This window comes from Lysinibacillus contaminans, assembly GCF_001278945.1.
GTDB lineage: Bacteria > Bacillota > Bacilli > Bacillales_A > Planococcaceae > Lysinibacillus > Lysinibacillus contaminans.
In genome coordinates this window covers 959,930-979,395 of sequence record NZ_LGRV01000003.1, presented here as the reverse complement: position 1 = coordinate 979,395, position 19,466 = coordinate 959,930, and the positions used below count along the sequence as shown (strand labels likewise).

At 36.7% G+C, this 19,466-nt stretch carries 17 protein-coding genes and 1 pseudogene; 8 read left to right on the top strand and 10 right to left on the bottom strand.

Annotated features, from left to right (window positions below; genetic code table 11):
- Positions 1–44: 44 nt before the first annotated feature.
- Both AEA09_RS20600 and AEA09_RS20250 read left to right on the top strand, forming a co-directional pair.
- A pseudogene (locus AEA09_RS20600) lies at positions 45–122 on the top strand (RNA polymerase sigma factor); the annotation flags it as partial.
- A gap of 88 nt (positions 123–210) precedes the next feature.
- Positions 211–390, top strand: a complete 180-nt coding sequence (locus tag AEA09_RS20250) for a hypothetical protein (RefSeq protein ID WP_245622804.1) — start codon at positions 211–213, stop codon at positions 388–390.
- 191 nt (positions 391–581) lie between these two features.
- Here AEA09_RS20250 and AEA09_RS06945 read toward each other — a convergent pair whose 3' ends face one another.
- From AEA09_RS06945 to AEA09_RS06935, 3 genes are all read right to left on the bottom strand, one after another.
- Positions 582–1,304 (bottom strand): hypothetical protein, encoded by a 723-nt coding sequence (locus AEA09_RS06945; protein WP_053583145.1) that lies wholly within the window; start codon positions 1,302–1,304, stop codon positions 582–584.
- 430 nt (positions 1,305–1,734) lie between these two features.
- Positions 1,735–2,688 (bottom strand): bile acid:sodium symporter family protein, encoded by a 954-nt coding sequence (locus AEA09_RS06940; RefSeq protein ID WP_053583144.1) that lies wholly within the window; start codon positions 2,686–2,688, stop codon positions 1,735–1,737.
- 63 nt (positions 2,689–2,751) lie between these two features.
- Complete coding sequence (locus AEA09_RS06935; RefSeq protein WP_245622803.1) at positions 2,752–3,969, bottom strand: MFS transporter; 1,218 nt, start codon at positions 3,967–3,969, stop codon at positions 2,752–2,754.
- Between the two features lie 426 nt (positions 3,970–4,395).
- On the opposite strand from AEA09_RS06935, the gene AEA09_RS06930 reads away from it, so the two are divergent.
- Positions 4,396–5,421 (top strand): S-layer homology domain-containing protein, encoded by a 1,026-nt coding sequence (locus AEA09_RS06930; RefSeq protein ID WP_053583143.1) that lies wholly within the window; start codon positions 4,396–4,398, stop codon positions 5,419–5,421.
- A gap of 659 nt (positions 5,422–6,080) precedes the next feature.
- Here the strand turns inward: AEA09_RS06930 and AEA09_RS06925 are convergent.
- Together AEA09_RS06925 and ade are read right to left on the bottom strand one after the other, a co-directional pair.
- Complete coding sequence (locus tag AEA09_RS06925) at positions 6,081–6,362, bottom strand: hypothetical protein (protein WP_053583142.1); 282 nt, start codon at positions 6,360–6,362, stop codon at positions 6,081–6,083.
- Positions 6,363–6,568: 206 nt separating this feature from the next.
- On the bottom strand, positions 6,569–8,314 hold the full coding sequence (ade, locus tag AEA09_RS06920; RefSeq protein WP_053583141.1) for an adenine deaminase: 1,746 nt from the start codon (positions 8,312–8,314) through the stop codon (positions 6,569–6,571).
- A 392-nt stretch (positions 8,315–8,706) separates the two neighbouring features.
- On the opposite strand from ade, the gene AEA09_RS06915 reads away from it, so the two are divergent.
- A complete protein-coding gene (locus AEA09_RS06915) occupies positions 8,707–9,267 on the top strand; it encodes a hypothetical protein (protein ID WP_053583140.1) in 561 nt (186 codons plus the stop codon).
- 184 nt (positions 9,268–9,451) lie between these two features.
- Here the strand turns inward: AEA09_RS06915 and AEA09_RS06910 are convergent, their stop codons facing one another.
- A complete protein-coding gene (locus tag AEA09_RS06910; protein WP_053583139.1) occupies positions 9,452–9,871 on the bottom strand; it encodes a pyridoxamine 5'-phosphate oxidase family protein in 420 nt (139 codons plus the stop codon).
- 161 nt (positions 9,872–10,032) lie between these two features.
- Here AEA09_RS06910 and AEA09_RS06905 point away from each other — a divergent pair, with 161 nt between their 5' ends.
- The 3 genes from AEA09_RS06905 to AEA09_RS06895 all read left to right on the top strand — a co-directional run bounded on the left by AEA09_RS06905 (position 10,033) and on the right by AEA09_RS06895 (position 11,702).
- Positions 10,033–10,659, top strand: coding sequence for a YczE/YyaS/YitT family protein (locus AEA09_RS06905; protein WP_053583138.1), 627 nt, complete (start codon positions 10,033–10,035; stop codon positions 10,657–10,659).
- A gap of 127 nt (positions 10,660–10,786) precedes the next feature.
- Positions 10,787–11,110 carry a PadR family transcriptional regulator gene (locus tag AEA09_RS06900; protein ID WP_053583137.1) on the top strand — a complete coding sequence of 108 codons (324 nt, stop codon included), beginning with the start codon at positions 10,787–10,789 and terminating at the stop codon, positions 11,108–11,110.
- Positions 11,097–11,702, top strand: coding sequence for a DUF2812 domain-containing protein (locus AEA09_RS06895; RefSeq protein WP_053583136.1), 606 nt, complete (start codon positions 11,097–11,099; stop codon positions 11,700–11,702). Before AEA09_RS06900 ends, AEA09_RS06895 begins: the two co-directional genes overlap by 14 nt.
- 51 nt (positions 11,703–11,753) lie before the next feature.
- Here AEA09_RS06895 and AEA09_RS06890 read toward each other — a convergent pair whose 3' ends face one another.
- From AEA09_RS06890 to AEA09_RS06880, 3 genes are all read right to left on the bottom strand, one after another.
- Positions 11,754–13,211 (bottom strand): alanine/glycine:cation symporter family protein, encoded by a 1,458-nt coding sequence (locus AEA09_RS06890; protein WP_053583135.1) that lies wholly within the window; start codon positions 13,209–13,211, stop codon positions 11,754–11,756.
- Positions 13,212–13,737: 526 nt separating this feature from the next.
- Positions 13,738–15,957: a peptidoglycan D,D-transpeptidase FtsI family protein gene (locus tag AEA09_RS06885; RefSeq protein WP_053583134.1), complete on the bottom strand. Its 2,220-nt coding sequence runs from the start codon at positions 15,955–15,957 to the stop codon at positions 13,738–13,740.
- An 866-nt stretch (positions 15,958–16,823) separates the two neighbouring features.
- On the bottom strand, positions 16,824–17,738 hold the full coding sequence (locus AEA09_RS06880; RefSeq protein ID WP_053583133.1) for an S-layer homology domain-containing protein: 915 nt from the start codon (positions 17,736–17,738) through the stop codon (positions 16,824–16,826).
- Positions 17,739–17,872: 134 nt separating this feature from the next.
- Between AEA09_RS06880 and AEA09_RS06875 the strand changes: the two genes are divergently transcribed.
- Entirely contained in the window at positions 17,873–18,679 is an 807-nt protein-coding gene (locus AEA09_RS06875) for a ComEC/Rec2 family competence protein (protein ID WP_053583132.1), read from the top strand.
- A 60-nt stretch (positions 18,680–18,739) separates the two neighbouring features.
- Here the strand turns inward: AEA09_RS06875 and AEA09_RS06870 are convergent, their stop codons facing one another.
- The gene (locus AEA09_RS06870) at positions 18,740–19,450 is read right to left on the bottom strand and encodes a YjjG family noncanonical pyrimidine nucleotidase (protein ID WP_053583131.1); all 711 of its coding nucleotides are present in this window, start codon (positions 19,448–19,450) and stop codon (positions 18,740–18,742) included.
- Between the last annotated feature and the right edge of the window lie 16 nt (positions 19,451–19,466).

Sequence of the window (19,466 nt, the reverse complement as noted above, 5' to 3'; positions counted from 1 at the left end):
ATTGGATTCTTCAATTTGAAAATCGCCGTCTACTATATGAAGCTATGCAAGCACTGAAGCCACCCCATCGTGAAGTACTGATTTATCGAAAAATTGAAGAACTATCCCCAGAAGAAACAAGTGTAATTTTAGGATGTTCCGTTACAAAAGTAGCCAACACACAGCGAAGTGCCTTGAAGACACTCGAAAAAATTCTTGGAGGTAACAAGTATGGATTTACACAATCGATTAAAAGAACGGAACAATCTTCCAGAAGATCATGTGTTAAAAGTATGTATTTACGAAGATATTCATCAAAACAAAAAGGCTAACTTAGTGAAGCGGAAAGAGGCTTTTCCTTTTCCTTTCCTCTTCATCTGCTTATTCTTGCGCCACACGATTCTACGCTGATTTTTCTAAAAAACAAATGTAATATCCAGATCTAGATATACTCATCAAATCTCATAAATAACGGACTAAACGCTTTAATTTATACTTTTCCAACTACATACAGACTTGCAATTTTCATTACAAATTCAAAAATCCCAAACTATTTGAGATGAAAAACTTCTCAAATGTTTGGGATTATCGATTGCAGTTTGTTATTTACCTTTGAAATCCTGGACTAAAGAATTTTTAAATCCGGCAAGTTTTTGCAACAATACGCCGTATGCGTCACGCTCTTTGATGGCTTCTTCAATATCCTTTTTATTTTTTTCGCGATATGTATTAAAAGCGTCCAAATCGAGGATTTCAACATAATCAGAATTTAACGTACCGTCTTTTAACTTTTCCTCGTATAACTTCATCATTCGAGAAATGCCCTCCTCAGACACATGAACAGCCCCACTTGTTATGCCTAAAGCCCTGACAAGAAACATTGCCATATCACCTCTTGCCTTCATTTCCTTAATATTGTTTTGGCAATGCTCATTTACGAGTTTAGCATTAACTTCATCAACCAAATCTAAAAAGCTGTTCTGAAAAATTTGGTTGGTGCTTTGATCGTCTGCCTGTCCGCCAAATATGCCTTTTTCTTTGAAGTCATTATATTTCGTCATAAACTCGTCTAATAATTTGCTGTCAGAATTGCGATCGGAACTATTTTGTAAACTTAACTTTAATCGAGCTAAATCATTCGTAAAATCTTTTAATGTATCGTCTGACACGTTCGGTTTTAAAGGTGAACTGCTAAAAATAACTGCGGCGCTATTTTTTGCACTTTCATTTGTGCTAATAGAGCCTTTATTGATTTTGTTAAACATGCCGATATTGTATGTTTGCATTCCGCTAACAACAGATGAACCATTCAAACCCACTTTCATAGTATCGCCCCTTCATTTACTGTGAATAGCTTTTACGCTTTTAATATATATATCGGTTGAATCCCAAAATTATTTATACTTGTTATTTGTTATAAAAATACCCTATTTTTACCTATAGGTATATATATACTCGGCAAATAAGATTTAGAATGATACTCAGATTACATAATCTATGAAGCTGAGATTATTGAAAGTAAGAACGTATACTTTTCATTCTAGTTATCAAACATCAAATATATAGCAATGTTATTTTTATGATAAACGCGTTTAATTCAGCTGAATTTATATTTTTTCAACTTATAACCGGATTTTTACCCACGAAAAAACCAATCCTTTATATGTACGAACTACATATAAAGGATTGGAGATGTTGTTTTATTAAGTTTGAATTGGACGTGTTGAAGCTTCGTTACTTCATCTCATAGTGAGTTCAGCCAGAATTTGACGCATACTTTATTCGATATTTCCCCATAATTTGACTAAAGAAAGAAGCTAGTACTTGTTGAAATAACATACCGAACACGACCGGCATAACGGTCTTCGCTGGAAAATACGTAGTTGCAATAACGACTCCGACCGCAATATTTCGCATTCCCCCTGTAAATACAAACGTCGTAATGATACTTGTATCTTTCCAAATAAAATGTCCAAGCACTAAACATAGAGCATATCCAGATACTGCAAGGGCAAAAACGACAAGAACTACACCAACAAGCTCCCAAGTAATGTTCTTTACATACGGGGCAATCGCGCTACTATTGATCATCACAATACCAAACAGACTCAGCTTCGAAAAAGGAGCCAATTTCTTGCCGACGCTCTCCTCAATACCCCCTTTTGTCCATTCGTTCAATAAAATGCCTGCAATAGACGGTAAGACAATCATCCATAGCAAATCAAGTATTAGTGCAGTCGTATCCATTTCGATTGTTTGCCCAACTACAACATGCAGTAACGCTGGAATAACAAGTGGTGATAACAACGTATCAATTAGAATGATTGCTAAACATAGCGCGAGGTGACCTCTACAAATGCTCACCCAAATAAAGCTCGTAATCCCTGTTGGCAAAGCAACTGCCAAGACGAATCCTATTGTCAGTAAATCATCATGAAAGATGATCGTTGACACCAAATAAGCCCAAATCGGCATTAAAATATGTAAAAATGCAATTGCGATTAAAATAGTTCCTGGATACTTCTTAATGCTTTTTACCCCTTCGAAGTTCATGCTTAAGCTACCTGAAAACGTCATAAAGGCAAAAATCCACGGAACTAAAAATAAAAGCTGGCCTCCAATATCTTCTAGTAATATACCAATTACTAGACTTAGGGGTGTTAAAATAGGCATCAATTTTTGGAGGTGTTTATTCAAACTGTTCAACACGGTTGTTTCCTTCTTTCTATACAATGACTAAGACTTTAAATTCAATAGATTTTACCCACTTCATTATCCGAACTGTTCCTCACGTCTTAGGAAATTCATAGCCACTATACCTACAAAAGGACCGATGGCGAGGATTAAAAATACCCATTGCCACCCTATCACTGTTACAAAAACAGGTATAATATAAATGGAAATCGTCGTTAATAAAAAACCAATCGCCATTTGAAAAGTGAGCGCCGTGCCCACATATTCTGACTCTGCAAATTCTGTTACCGCAGCAGAAAATTGCCCTGAATCCGCAATGACAGACATACCCCAAATGAGCGAGACAATCACGGTTAACCAAAAATATTCAAAAGTAAAACCTATAATTAAACAACATGCAGCACTAATTGCCATAGCTAGCATGGAAAGCCGTACTTTCCCGATTTTCTCGGCGAAAATACCTCCCACGATACAGCCGATTGCCCCTGCAATACCAATAGTTAAAAAGCTTAACAACGTACTCATTTCTTGTAAGGAGGTTCCTTGTAACGTTGAACGAAAGCTAGCTGTTAAAAAATACGGTAACCACGTCCACATCGCATACAACTCCCACATGTGACCAAAGTATCCGCAATTCACTAACATCACTCGGCGATTTCGAATGACTTTCTTTAACGTATCTCGCGAGATAGCCCCAGCCCTTTTTGGTTGTGCTGGTGCCTCTGGTAGTACCCACTGCATAATCCCAGCTGCAAGTAATGCGAGGACTGAGCTAATAATCATTATGATTTTCCAGTTAACATTCGAAGTAAATAGCACAAGAAGATGAGGTAAAGATGAACCTAATGTAAGTGCAGCAACCAATATGCCCGTACCCAATCCTCGCTTATTTGGGAACCACAGCGATAATAATTTTACCGCTGTTGGATACACACCTGCCATTGTTATTCCTGTCAAAAAACGAAATAGTACTCCATATGTTATGCAAGGACTCAAAATAAATAAACCATTAACAAGGGCCCCAATTATACAGGCAAGGGCAAATAACTTTTTTACATTAAAGCGATCAGCTAGACCCAGGAAAGCACTAATAATAGCGCCAACTATAAAACCAATTTGTACGGCTAGTGTAATCCATGAACCTTCTACAGCAGACATACCCCATTCTTTTTCTAATTGAGGAAGAATTGCTGAAGCACTAAACCACATGCTTAAAGCAAATAATTCGGCAATGGCAATCCACCCTAAAGCGAACCATCTATTCATAGGAGCATTTTTAGAAATTGCATCAGCCATGGATATCACACCTTTCCCATTTCTCTTCCGCTCTATTTTCTTTATATCATTCCAAAAATTATGTACCTATCATTCTATTCAGAAAATTTTACCATATAATCCAAAATGCCAGCGAGAAAAGAATTCTTGAAACAGAGGGAATTAATGTTCTTTAGTTAAAATAGAGGATTATTAAGTTCAACTACTATTTTTAAAGAAGGCGTTTCAGATGAATTGGATTTCATAGCGAAGATGGCATACTTTATAGCAGTTGTGTTAATTAGAAGGACAAGATGTTCCTCTTCATCATTTAGGTTTGAATGAAAAATATGTTAAATTCCAAATTGCTACATTAAGATGATAGTTTATCCGCCTCATTTAATATTTGCAGTTTTTAACAATATCTAGCAAACTAGATATAATTACGCCAGGAAAGGATGGATGTTGATGAAACAATTAGTGAGTATTTTATTGCTGACAGTACTTGTTGTGGCAGGCAGCTATAAGGTAGAGGCTGCTGGCTTTAAAGATGTTTCAAAGGATCATTTTGCCTATGAAGCGGTCATGTGGGCGGAGGAATATGGTATTATCGATGGCTACGCTAATGGCACATTCAAGCCAAACGCAACGATTACCGAGCAACAATTTGCTAAGTTACTTGCTAATTTTTATGAGCTAGAGACACCGTATGGCAAGTTAAAAAAACAGACTACTACTGCGAACTGGTCAGATGAATATTACAATCGCCTTGCAAGCTATGGCGTGCCGTTCAATGGTTATTTTGATAATAATCTTCGAGCAAAAGCGGTAAAACGCGGTGTCGTGGCGCAAGCAATTACCCATTTGGCTGAGGGTAAGCGAGGGTTAAATGACTCAATTCAATTTTTACTCGACTACTTCATTTCAACAGGGCAAAATCCCCAGTATGAAGATCGTGACTTGCAAAAGTTTTTCGGTGTATCGAACAATGTGACACGTGCGCAAGTCGTGACAATGCTGCACCGTATGGATTCGATAAATCTTTATTCTATTTCTAATGACGCTGAAGAAATTCATGAAAATGCAAACAATATTTCTTTAAATACGCGTGCCCAAAATGGACTAAACCAACTTGATAAAAAAATGCAACAAACAACAGCTGAAAAAAGTGCGTGGGCTGCTACGTATAGCTTTTACTACAAATGGGGCAAGGGGGCGACTGAGTATAACCGCCGTGATGCCATCATTTCAAACGCAACAAGCAAAAGCTTCGACATCTCTATGACGACGAATGATGGTCTGGAAGCAGGTAGCGTGGAAGGAACGGCTACCATTACTTCTAGCACAAAGGCCGTTATGTACAAGTCATCCAACGGCAACCGCTGCGTGATGGAGTTCGAACGTCTAAATAACGCTCTCAAAGTAACAGAGGTAGACTGCGGCGCAGAACGTAGTCAAGGTACGAATTTTTCTGGGACGTTAAAAAGACAATGAGTGACGTGGCAATAAAGAGAGTATAGAAAAGAAAAGTGTACGAAATGATATGAGTCCTTCATTTCGCACACTTTTCTGAACGCTTTTCACCATTTAAGGAAAAGCTGCAGACAACCGAAGCATACAGCATTTTCTACCGCTCTCATTCGGATACTCCTCAAAAATTGATATTTTGTATTGATAAAGTATCTTGTCCATAGAAATAACATGAATAAATCGTTCTTAAAGATGTAGGTAAAAGCAAAAAACAACGCTATTTCCCGCGGGAGCAGCATTGATATTGCTAAAAAGATGGTGCTTCTAAAATTTCCGCATAAGGCCTGTCGCTTACAACTACCTACTAGCAAAATTAGACTGGCTTATTTCGCAAAGCAAAACAACTTTATTCTACTAAAAATCTAGTTGATTGGAGTGAAAGGCGGCGACTCCTAGGGGATTGGCGAGCAACTTGAGACCCTGCAGGAGCAGTGTTTATTGCGACGAAGCGGCTCAAGGCTCGCCCCCTGGAACGCGTCCGCCTGTAACGGAAATCAACGGGTTCTTTGAACAAACTCTCATAAAGGTCCACAAAAAATTTATTGATTTAATTGTTTTCAACAATGTGAAAGGCTATAGGAGATTTCCTATAGCCTTTCATTCTTTATATAGAGTATGTTCGATTATTTTTGTGCAATTTCTAAACACCAAGTGAATTCTTCCCAAGCCATATTCCAGCCTTGGTAGTAATCATTCGAATCACCCCAGTGAACTAACAGTCTTGATGGACCGTCATTCGCAGTAATTGAAATGAATAAGTCTGCATCAGCTTTTCTAGACTGCGCTATTACGATACCTTTCTCATCTACTAATTTCTCTTGTGGCAGAATAATTTCTTTCAATGGTCGATTTTTTACCGCTTCGAATAATTCTGCATTAACTACCTTGTAATTCACTTTTTCCACTTTATTTCCAACTTCCCTTTTTAAATTAACCGGTATTTTTAATAACCTCTTAAATACACTTATATATTCTATACTACTTTATATCATTTTCCTAAAAAAATGATATTTTTCGGATTCAACTATTTACCCTAGCTACTCTACTCTTTTAAATATCCACAAAGAAAAACAACCTAAAAGCTACTTTGCTTTCAGGTCGTTTCTCGTTATTATACTTCCACCGAAATATGCTTGAATGTTGACACATCAAATAATCCCGTATCTGTTAGCTTCAAAGCTGGAATAACCGGTAAGGCGACGAACGAGAACGTTAACAAGAAATGGTAATCTAAGGTTGGATTTAACTGATGCAGTGCTAAATGTAGGCTCGCTAATTGCTCTTTTGCAATATCAGCTGTTGCATCTGTCATTAACCCACCAATTGTTAACGGCATTTCCGCTAAAATTGCACCATCTGCTACGATGACAAAACCACCCTGTATTTCTTGAATACGTTCAAGTGCTACTAGCATATCTTCATCGTTTGTACCGACAACGAGTGCATTATGCGAATCATGGGCAACGGTCGTCGCAACGGCACCCTTTTGTAAACCGAAGCCTTTGATAATGCCAAGCCCTGTCGTATGCAGATTGTGATGACGCTCAATCACGGCTAGCTTTAATAGATCTTGCTCAACAGATGGCACAAAGACACCATCTTTCACTGGTACATCTAGTACTAAATGATTCGTAATGAGCTGATTGGGCACTATTTCCATAACATTCGCCTTTGTCCCTTTAGTAAATGGAATGGCTAGCATATCCTTTGTGACATTCGGTAAATGAACCGATTTATGAATATGTGCAGGTACTTCCGTTGCTTTACGAGCTGTCAGCATTTCGCCGTTTTCAGCCACCTTGACCCCATTTTTCCACACCGCTTTGGCACGCATTTCTTTTATATCTTCAACTAACACAAAATCCGCCTTATAGCCAGGTGCTAGAACACCTCGGTCGTATAGTCGATAGCACTCTGCAGCGTTAATCGTTGCTAATTGTATAGCTTGAAGTGGCTCCATTCCCTCTTCAATCGCCATAGCTATATCAAAGTTAATGCTTCCCTCATCCATTAGCTCGTCTACATATTTATCATCCGTACAAAAACCAAAACGGCGTGCATTTGTCGCATTAACCGCTGGCAATAAATCACGCAAATTTTTCGCTGCAGAGCCTTCTCGAATAAGGACGTACATCCCCTGCTCTACACGATCTAATGCTTCTGCGGCTGTCACACATTCATGATCAGTATGAATGCCTGCTGCGCGATAGCCTGTTATTTGTGCACTATTTAACCCTGCACAATGGCCATCTATCACTAAGTTTGCCTGTTGTGCCAGCAAGATTTTCTCTAGCATTCCCGCTTCTCCGTTTAACACCGCCGGAAAATCCATAACCTCAGCTAAGCCCCTTACATCCTCATGTGCAAAAAAAGGTGCCAAGTCTTGTGCCGCAAGCGTTGCCCCTGCATTCTCGAAACTTGTGCCCGGTACACTTGAAGGCAGCATCACAAAAATATCCATGTCTGCTTTTTTGGCATCATCAAGCATAAATTGAATGCCCTCTGCCCCTGCAACATTAGAAATTTCATGTGGGTCGGTAATAACTGTTGTGATTCCATGTGGTAGTAGCACGCGGCTAAATTCAGCGGGGGTTAGCATGGACGATTCAATATGTATATGTCCATCAATGAACCCTGGTACCACGTAACTCCCAGCTGCATCTTCTTCATGTTTTGCTGTGAAACGGTGTTGTGTATCAAGAGCTACAATTTGGCCATTTTTCACGACGATATCCGCCTTTTTCCACGTCAATGTAAAAACATCAGCAACCTGTGCATTGCGTAAAATAAAGTCTGCTTCTAACGCCCCTTGAGATGTCAGTATATTTTGTGTGAGCTGTTGTTGTTTTACTGTCATTCTATGCACTCCCTTTTCATCTTTAAGAATTATCATGCATGAATTACCTACTAGATTCAAGTAATGTAAGGCGATTGAATTTGAATTTGAATTTTATCGGACATATTTTTTCATTTATCATCTGAATCAATTTCATAATTCGTATTTTCATCAATAAGTATGAACAGTGCAAAGATAAAAAATATAATTGCTCCCATCGTTACACTACAGGCGGACGCTTTCCGCTCCACTGAAATGTTTGTGATTTTTCCATGTCTATTTTCTCAAAGATTGTTGCTAAACGAAAGCATCGTATATTTAAAAGAGTATGTTATATTTTGGATTATTGGAAAGGTCTTATGTAAATAGTATAGTTCAGTGTAATTTAACTTGTTTCATAAGAGGTGCTTAGTTTGTTTAAAAAGAAAATAGTGATTGGGCGTTCAGAAGATATTGTCTTGCCAATTATCGAACACTTAAAGAAAAGTAACATTCCGTTTGAAATAGGAATCAAAGACATTTTAAAACACTCTTCTGAAAGATTCCGCTCGAAAAAAAACGATGAAATATACGAAGCGTTTTATACAGTTGAAGTTCTAAAAAAATACACGGAACAAGTTGAAGCTATTATTGCGCAGTATGTATCGCCAGAAGATATGAAGCGTTGGTACAAATTGGCGAAAAAGAAAAGTAGAAAATTAGAGTTGAAGGAAACAAAGCTTTTTTCATTTGTTTCTTTTTTAAACTGTATAGCGTTAAAATTCATCAGCATAGGTAAGATAGATGGAGCAGACATCTTTTCGTATATTGCTTGTGCCGTGTTATTGACATCTGGTGTATTTATGATAACGAAATTTTACAAAGAGATGCAAAAAGAATCAGGCATTTTGAGACAAATCAATACGTTATTGTTAATCATAGGTATTTGGGTGATATTTTATGCCGCTTCTTCTTTTTTATATCTTCTTCGATAATATTCTCAGTAACTTTTTAATAGGGAGAAACAATTTTTTACAAAAACAACCTTTGTTAAAAAAGGATTTACTAAAGACCAAAACAATCTATACGAAAACAACCTTTTCCCAAAAAAATATTTGTGAAATTAATCTCTACTTTCATAAAAAAAACGACCACACACTATGGTCGTTTTTACTTAAGCTATTCTGTTGCAAATTCTAATTCTTTTGGGGGCTCTCCTTTTTTATTCATCAGGCGCATACGAATGGGTTCAATTTTCAGCGTTAACATCTCATCCTTGTTGCCAATAAAAATGCCTGTAAAAAATTCAGCGAGCTTATTTTTTATGCCTTCATCTTCAAATGCTGTTACTTTCCCTTCAATCTCGACAAAAGTATCGCCAAATCCTTTATTTTCGTAGCCGTATAAAATATGTGTATACGGATTTTTTTTCAACTCTTCTACTTTTTCTGAGTGTTTGTTTGTAACCGTGTATAACACAAAGTCTTCGTGTTGGAATGTCATATAGCGAGAATATGGTTTTCCGTTCTCTACTGTAGCCATGGTCCCTACTTTTTCTCTATTCAATACCTCTAATATTTCATCACGTACAGAAGTCATTTTATCCACCCTTTCATGATTCACTGTTATTTTACCCTTTCTGCCATATACTAAACGGTCTTTTCTGAAAAATAAGAAATGATAGTTTTCTGCATTCTACAAAATATGTTGCTATAATATTTTTTTGGACAACATGATTTTACAGAATGAAGGTAGTTAGTATGAAGCAAGCATTTTTGATGAGGTGCCTCTTTTTCTTTGTAGGCATTATTATTTTAGCTTTTGGTATTACATTAACGATTAAAGGTCAAATTTTTGGCGTCGGCTCTTGGGATGTTTTACATATCGGACTTGCCAAATCCATTGGCTTAACAATCGGTACTTGGTCAATTCTTATTGGCTTAGCGATTTTAGCAGTTGATATGATTATGAGAAAGAAATTGCCTCTTCCTGGGACATTTTTAGATATGTTTTTAACGGGGATTTTCATCGATATTTTTAATTATTGGCTACCAGACATTGAGGGCTTTTGGATGCAGTTATTTGCTTATATTACTGGGTTAATTTTACTCGGTTGGGGCTGTGGTATGTATATGGTGGCCAATTTAGGCATTGGCCCACGTGATACATTGATGCTGCTTTTCGTTCAAAAGTTTGGTTGGAGTGTTATGCGTTCACGTACAACAATGGAAGTAACCGTAGCAATTCTCGGATTTTTCCTTGGTGGACCAGTTGGCTTAGGAACCGTTCTGATGGCAATCGGACTTGGGCCAATTGTTCAATATGCTCTTACTGTCAATGATCGATTATTTACAAAATGGACTGGCGTAAAAAGTTCAGTCATATAAGAAAAAGACAATGCACTTACCACGCATTGTCTTTTTTTATTCCAACATTTACTATACAGTTGCATTATTCAGTTCAACTGTATATAATCCAACTATACAGTTAAACTGAATAGAAATGAGTGCGAATATGAAAAAACATAAACTACTACCTTTATCTGAAACCATGCATTATATTTTGCTTGCTTTACGAGAACCACTTCACGGGTATGCCATTATGCAAAAAATTGAAGATATGAGTCATGGTGATGTACGCCTTGCCGCCGGCACATTGTACGGGGCGATTGAAAACCTTTTAAAATATGATTGGATTATGCCCGTCGAGTCCGATGATCCACGTAGAAAAGTCTACAAAACAACAGAGGCTGGTCTTGCCATCCTTTTAAGTGAGCAACAACGCTTGCAGCATATTTTATCTTTATATGAGGGAGATGAAGGAAATGAAAAAATTTAACATCTTTTTTGATATTGAAAAAGAAGAGAAATGGCTTAATTCTATGCTTCAAGAAGGATGGGAATGTAACCGTATTAATCCCTTAGGCTTCTATACGTTTAAGAAAAATTCCGACACCGAGAAAATTATTCGCCTTGACTTTCAAAAAAAACTAAATAAAAAAGCACGCGAAAATTATATACTAATGCATGAAGAGTTTGGTTGGCATGCCATCAATCCCACTTCAATCAACGGCACATACTACTGGTTAAAACCAAAAGATGGGCATGATGAATTATTCTCGGATAACCACTCTCACATCGCCAAATATAAACGATTAATGAAATCGATAGGTTTTTCAGCAATGATGTCTCTAGCCTTTTTAATTATTCTTTATACGTCCTATGATTATCCACTATTTTATGATGTGAAGGGTGCTTATCTCACACCTGGTTTATGGGATAAAGAAGGTACCTCATTTGTTTTTGCTTTCTTATTTGAAACACCATTTGCTCTAATGCGATTCTTAATCCCTTGGCTATTTATATTTATGAGTTTATTCTATGGCCTCACATACTTGCGTTATCGCAAAGCTCTCCAACAACTTTCATAATAAATTTAAAAAAGCCGATGCTTTTTTAAGCATCGGCTCCATACTTGTTATTTATTTTTGACGCTCTTTATTGTATTCCACCCAAAAATCCGCATTTTTAATGCCAAGTTTCTCAGGATCAAACACCGGGTCTTTACCTTCCTTACGTTGTGCTTCATAGTCTTTCAATGCTACCATTGCAGGCTTCACCATCAATAACATACCAAGTATGTTGACCCACACCATTAAACCAAGACCGACATCTCCGAGTGCCCATGCTAAATCTGATGTACGTACCGTACCATAGAAAGATGTTCCAATAACTGCCGCTTTAATAAACCAAGTCGCCGTCACTTCTTTCTTCCCTTTAAATAAGTACGCTACGTTTGTTTCTGCAATATAGTAATATGAAAGAATTGTTGTAAAAGCAAAGAAAAATAAGGCTATCGCTACGAATGCTGAACCAAAGCTTTGGAAATTCGGGAACGCACTGTTCACCGCTACTTGTGTAAATTCAGTGTAGGTAATGCCTGCTACATTTTCTTGCACCACTGCACCAGTTGCACTACCTTCTTGTACGTTGTATGTACCCATGAACAATACCATTAATGCCGTTGCTGAACATACTAGTAATGTATCAATATAAACAGAGAATGATTGTACTAGACCTTGTTTAGCTGGATGAGAAACTTCTGCTGCAGCTGCTGGGTGAGCACCGTTTCCTTGCCCTGCTTCGTTTGAGAAGATGGCACGTTTGACCCCCCATGCAATTGCAGAGCCGACCATCCCACCAAATATCGCATCCGCACCAAATGCACTACGGAAAATAAGACCTAAAACTTCTGGTAACTCTGAAATATTCATTGCGATAATGACCACTGCCATTAATAAATAAGCAATTGCCATAAATGGCACAAGGATTGTTGCTGTTTTTGCAAAACGTTTAACGCCACCCACAATGATAAAGCCTAGAGCCACAACTAAAAATAAGCCGGTAATCCATGGCTCAATTCCAAATGCATTGTCTATCGCACTAGAAATAGCATTTGATTGTACACCTGGAATTAAAAAGGCTGTTGCTAAAATCGCCGCAATAGCGAACAGTATACCAAACCAACGCTTACCTGTTCCTTTTTCAATATAAAAGGCTGGACCCCCGCGGTACACACCATTTTTCTTTTCTTTATAAATTTGAGCGAGTGTTGATTCGACAAATGCTGTTGATGCACCAATAAACGCTGTCACCCACATCCAGAACACTGCACCCGGACCACCAAATGCGATCGCTGATGCTGTTCCGATAATATTTCCTGTCCCAACGCGGCCTGATAACGCCATGGACAGCGCTTCAAATGAAGAAACTCCACTTTCTGATTTTTCTCCTTTTATCATTAACATTACACTATCTTTAATAAGACGCACTTGCACAACACGCGTCATAAAAGTGAAAAGTAAGCCAACTCCAAGGATTCCGTACACTAGCCACGGACCCCATAAAATATCATTCAGTATCTCTACAAATTTGTCCACTGTAAAAACCTTCTTTGTTGTATTTTAATTAATGTATATTACTATAGTTTATCCTCCCCATAAAAACAACACACCTTTGGATTTTTAAATGATAAAAGAAAGTAAAACACACAATAACTCAGCATTTATAGAATAAAAACGCTAATAAAAACACTTATTTAACTTACAATCCCTAACACCAAATACTATTATCACTAACTACACATCACTATCGTACTTTCAAAAAACACACTCTATGTTTTTGTAGGATAAATTTGTTTCCCTTCTAAAAACACATCAAAATGTCCTTTTCAGTAGCACACGGGATTTCAATAAAAAATAACCACTCATTTATGTATAAATGAGTGGTTACATAGTGTTGAAAAAAAATTGTCTTCGGATAAAATGTTGAATTTTAGATAAAATCTCTTCATTGAATCAAATGAAGGGGTTTTTTACGTATGTTGCATATTCCAGAAGAGAGATTAATTAATTCATTATTATTTGTTTCGTAATCATCTTTGTATTTCCTTAGCTCTCTAAAATACTATTCAATTATTGATGATTTCTCTTGATCTTCTTTTAATATTTCTGCATCTGTTTGACGAATAATTTTTTGATCTACTAGACTATCCGTTAACCCTTCAGCCTGATGTTTATTTTGTAATTCAAAATATTTATCCAACACTTGACGAGCAATCGTATTATTATAATAAGTACTAGGGTTTAAATTAGTTGAAGCCCATGGAATCACAACAGCATAAGCTACCTCTGGCTTATCAAATGGCGCAAATCCCACATGAACCAAGTTAATAGTATTTGTATGATATCGATTTTCCTGTGGTCCAAAATAAACTACTTCTGCTGTACCTGTTTTACCAGCTGCTGTATATGGTGTATCAGAAAAATTATAACGGGCTGAACCTCTTGCCCCGTAATATACACGACGGAAACCTTCTTTTACCCGATTAATCTCGGCTTGTGTATTATCAATTTGATTGAGTATTTCCGGTTCAATCTCAGAAATTAAAGGACCTAGCGTTACACCATCTTCTGAAGGTTTACGTATTTGTTTTAAGAACCTCGGTTGTACACGGTAACCATTATTTGCAATAGTTGAAACGTATTGTGCTAGTTGCAGCGGCGTATACGTATCAAACTGACCAATTGTAATATCGAGTACTTTACCTGGCGAATCTGGTTTATTTATTACCCCGGTTGTTTCTCCAGGTAAGTCGATCCCTGTTGGCACACCTAACCCCAACTGTGCATAACCGTTACGTAAACGCTGTAAGGTATCATCCTTTAATAATGAAGCTGTCGCCATATTTGGATAGTATGTTAATCCCCCCATGCTCAAAGCAGTTTTAAACATATAAACGTTAGAGGATTGTTCTAAAGCCATTAAATCATCCATCCAAATTCTACTCCCATGATTAAAAATAGACTTTTTTACCAAACCTCTACCTAATACAATTGGTTCATCAATTTGTTTAGTTCCGATTGAAATTGCTCCTTCACGATAACCTGTTAAGACTGTTGCTCCTTTGACTGTAGATCCCATCTCATATGCAGTCGTAAATGTCCCATAAGAATAATCTGCTAGATACATCTTACCTGCTTCATCATATTCTACCTTTTTACCAACCATCGATAAAATCTCACCAGTATTAGGATTCATCATGATATAGAAAGCACGGTCTAATAAGCTCCCATCACCACTAGACTTCATTTTCAATAAAGCATCCTCCACGATACGTTCTGCCTCTTGTTGCAGTTCAATATCAAGTGTTGTTACTAAGTCTTTTCCAGGTTCTCCTTCATCAGTCATCAATGTTTCGACAACAGTACCTGATCTATCAGTAATGTTTTTCATTACAGACTTCTCACCTTGTAAAATATCCTCGTATTGAGCTTCAAAAAAACTTTCTCCCACACGGTCATTTCGCGAATAATCCCGCGCTAAATAATAGTCCAACTTACTTTTGGGTATTCCTTTACTTGGTGTTGTCGTTCTACCTAAAATACTCAAAGGTACATGGCGCACACGCTTCCAGTCTGTTGTAGTATTTACACCAGACAGCTCTGATAATCGTTCAGAAACTAATGCAAACTCTTTATCAGTTACATTTTCACTTTTTATAATTTGTGGCGATAAAAGATAGCCAGACGTCATTTCACGATAAATCGCTAACACTTCTAAATCTTGTGGCGATAATTGGGCCAATTCTTCTTCCGTAATGCGTTTTAGGATTCGACGATTATACTCTTTATCCACTTCTTTTTCTGACATGTTTTCCTTAGTTAATCGGAATTCATCCATCTCTTCAGTTTTAACTTTCTTCATTGCCGCTTTATTATTTTTTAAAACCCAAAAATCTTGCTTATCACGATATGTCACACGATCAATTGGCATATCAATCAACTTGGCTAGCTGTTCTGCAATAGTTAGTATTTCATTATTTTTTATTTTCGGCATTCTCGTATATGTAATGGCATTTTCAGGTTGATTATCAATTAAGACACGCCCATAACGATCATAAATACGTCCCCTAGGAACACTCGTATTCACTTGTATTTCCTCTGTACTTTTTACCTCGCCAACGTAATAATCTCCCTGAACTATTTGTATATAACCAAGACGGAAAATAAGCAAAGCGAATAAAATAAATATTAATAGAAACAGAATATTCATTCGCAAAGGCAATGTCGTTTGTTGCTTCGCTTTTTCTTTTGAATTTCGTTGACTTAATACTCGTTTACTCAAGCGATTCCCTCTTTCTTTATAAATGTTATAAATATCAATGCATTATCATCTGGAACAAAAGCATCCATTATTTACATCTTCTACGTTTTAGAAATGTGTTTTCATCCTTTTTCCCTAAAGGGTTTTCAACAATTCTGTTTCTCGAAAACTATAAATGCCTAAACGAGTGGTGCATATCTTTAATAAATAAATACACAAATCTATAATTCTCATTTTTATACAATTATATCAATATTTTCATTTATAACATTTTAAAGATAATTAATCTACAATGAGCATATTATTATGTTCATCTCTATCAATACGATATTTTTTGAGCGTGTTTTATCTTCATAATAAATATATTGATTCTTACAAGTAAAACTAGTTACAGGTGTATTAATGATTTTCCGTGATTACATCTGATAGAATTTTTTCCGAGTTTATATATGTGTCATACTGGTCAATTTGATTTTTTATTTAAATCATAAATATGTTGTCCATCAAAAGCGACATTTCTTAGTCTTGGTTATGTAATAATAACTTTAATTTCACCTGTTAACCTATCAACCCTACTTAATCTTATCTTTATTGAAAAAGTAAAGGAGGCTGAGACATAACTAATTTATCTACTATAAAAGTCAGATAATTTTTAAATTAATAAAGCAATATAAACAAAAAACCCGAACTATTACAAAACACTAAATTAGAGTTTCGTAAAATAGCTCGGCTTTTTCATTGATTAAAATCCTTTTGTCCCAGTTTCGTTATTGATTGAAAAAAATACAAATCACCGTTATCCATTTTATCCAATCCCGCTAACCCAAAATTTCCCTCACCATATTTAACTACTCATTTTCACTTAAATGAGTGGCTATTTTTTCTTTTTATAATCTTCCCGCCACCTGTAATGTCATGTAAAGCATTTTTGTAAACTGTCCACGATTTATACTTTGTGCAGGTGCGAGTGTTTCACGATAGTCAAGAGCACCTAATGCATAGAGCGTTCTTGTATGCTGGTATAATTCATCGTCGAAATTCTTGATATCATTGTAAGGTAAAGCGACGATTTCTTCATCAGGTTTGAAGTCAACAGCTTCTAACGTACGACCAAGTATCAAAATGGCTTGTTGGCGTGTTAATTGACCATTCGGATCAAACTCATTATATGATTTCCCTTTCATAACCCCCAGTGAGGTTAAAGCTCCAACATAACCGTTATACCATGACTTTTTCGTATCCATATCCTTAAACTGAGTTGTACTTACTTGTTGGAGACTAAAGGCACGCACTACTAAGGCACATACTTGTGCACGTGTTAACTTGCTATTTACACCAAAAAAATCTGGCGTTTGTCCGTTTATAATGCCACGCTCCGCCAATGTTGTAATATACATTCCATATGACGAATTCGATAAATCCTGAAAATTATTTGCTATTGGATAGACGAATTGTAAATCAGCATTGCCATGAATCGTTGCAATGACACGGTCTCCTTCATCACGATACGCCACTGCTTCCATTGTTTTTTTTGTTACCTGCTTTAAGACACCAGTATGACCATTTTTAAAAATCTCTACTTCTAGTGGCTGTCGATTATTAACAACGCTGGCTTTTACACTGAATATTCCATCTTTTTCAGTTGCAGAAATTGTTGCGCCATACTTAGAATACACAATCATATTGTCAGTTTTCATATGTACATAATTTGTTGGTTCTTGATATGCGTGCGTTTGCATTGGAACACTAATAGATGCGCAAAGTAATACAACCATTGCTGCCATTTGAATTGTTTTTTTCATATCTCCTATCCTTTCATTATGTCTATTACTATCATAATAGATTCAATCATATAAAAATATAGTATTTTTAGCGCAGACCTATCTACTCTCTACACATAATATTCGTTTATAATAGATGCAAGGAGATGGTGTCTATGTGGTCCAAAATTTTAGCTTCACTTGCGGTTCTATTAGGATTCATCACAGGCTGTGCTAATTCGGAACAAGCAGATTTAGAAGTGAAAATCTTTAAAATTGGAAAAGCTGATAGCATTTTAGTGACTGTTCATGATAAACATATGCTTATTGATACGGGAGAAGATGAGGATGTTGTAGAGGTTTTATCTTATTTAAAGGACGCTAATATTACATCACTCGATACATTGATCATCACACATTTCGATAAAGATCATGTTGGCGGTGCCGACCATATTCTTAAACAATTGACAGTAAAGCAAGTCCTCATACCAAACTATAATAGTGATAGTAAGCAAACAGTTGAATTTATGGAGGCCCTAGAGGATACAAGCGTGACAGCAACACGTATAAACGAACCGTTCAATTTTGAATTTGGTGAGACACAAGTTTCTATACTACCTCCTCACCAATCTACGTATGACGGTGATAATGATTATTCCCTTGTCACAAGTGTAATTTACGGTGAAACAAGCTTTTTATTTACTGGGGATGCTGAAGCTACGCGTTTAGCTGAATTATTGGATGACGGCGTCTTAGCGCATACGTTTTTAAAAGTACCTCATCACGGTCGTTTCAATGAACAAACTACAGCGTTTTTCACAGCGGTGAAACCCGAAATTGCTGTTATTACGGCTTCAAACAAAAACCCAGCTGATGAACAAACATTAGATGCTTTACAAGCCATTGATGCAGATGTCTATATTACAAAGGATGGCACGATTACTGTTACTAGTGACGGCCGCACACTATCTGTACAGCAATAATCAAAGCTATCCACCATTTCAGTGAATCTATCCGTTTAAACAGAAAACCCTCGCAGAGTATCATATACTCGCGAGGATTTTTTTGTTTTCTAATAGCATATGTAGTTCATTTAGCTTCTTAATTTCATAGTGCGGCTGAATATCACTTGTGTTGTCAATGTCACGAATATTAAACCAGCATGTATCTATACCTGCTCGTAAGCCACCCTTTATATCAGATGTCAGTGAATCCCCGACAATTAGTGTTTTATTTTTATCCAGTCCATCAATACGTGTAAACACATAGTCGAAAAACTCGATCATCGGCTTTTGATACCCCGTTTGCTCCGAAATAAAAATACCTTTAAAATATTTCGCTAAATCCGCATCGATTAAACGTTTATTTTGCGTTGTCGTCTTACCATTCGACACAACGTATAAATCATAATCTTTTGCTAACTGCGCGATTACATCATAGGCACCTTCGACAAAATAATGGGCCTCCTGCAAATATTTTTGGAATCCTGCTTCAAAATGCTCGCCGTCTATATCTATGCCATATTCTTTAAAAAAATTCGAGAATCTTGTGTTATGAAGTACGTTTTTTGTCACTTCCCCACGTTCAAAGGCACGCCACATCGCTTCATTCAATTCTCTATAACGTACAAGCATAGCTGGTGTTACTGTAATATTTTCTTGTTCGAATAATCGAGTTAATGCCGCATTTTCAGCTAGATCAAAATCTAGTAATGTGTCATCCACATCAAATAATAATGTTTTATATTTACCCAAAATATTTTCCTACTTT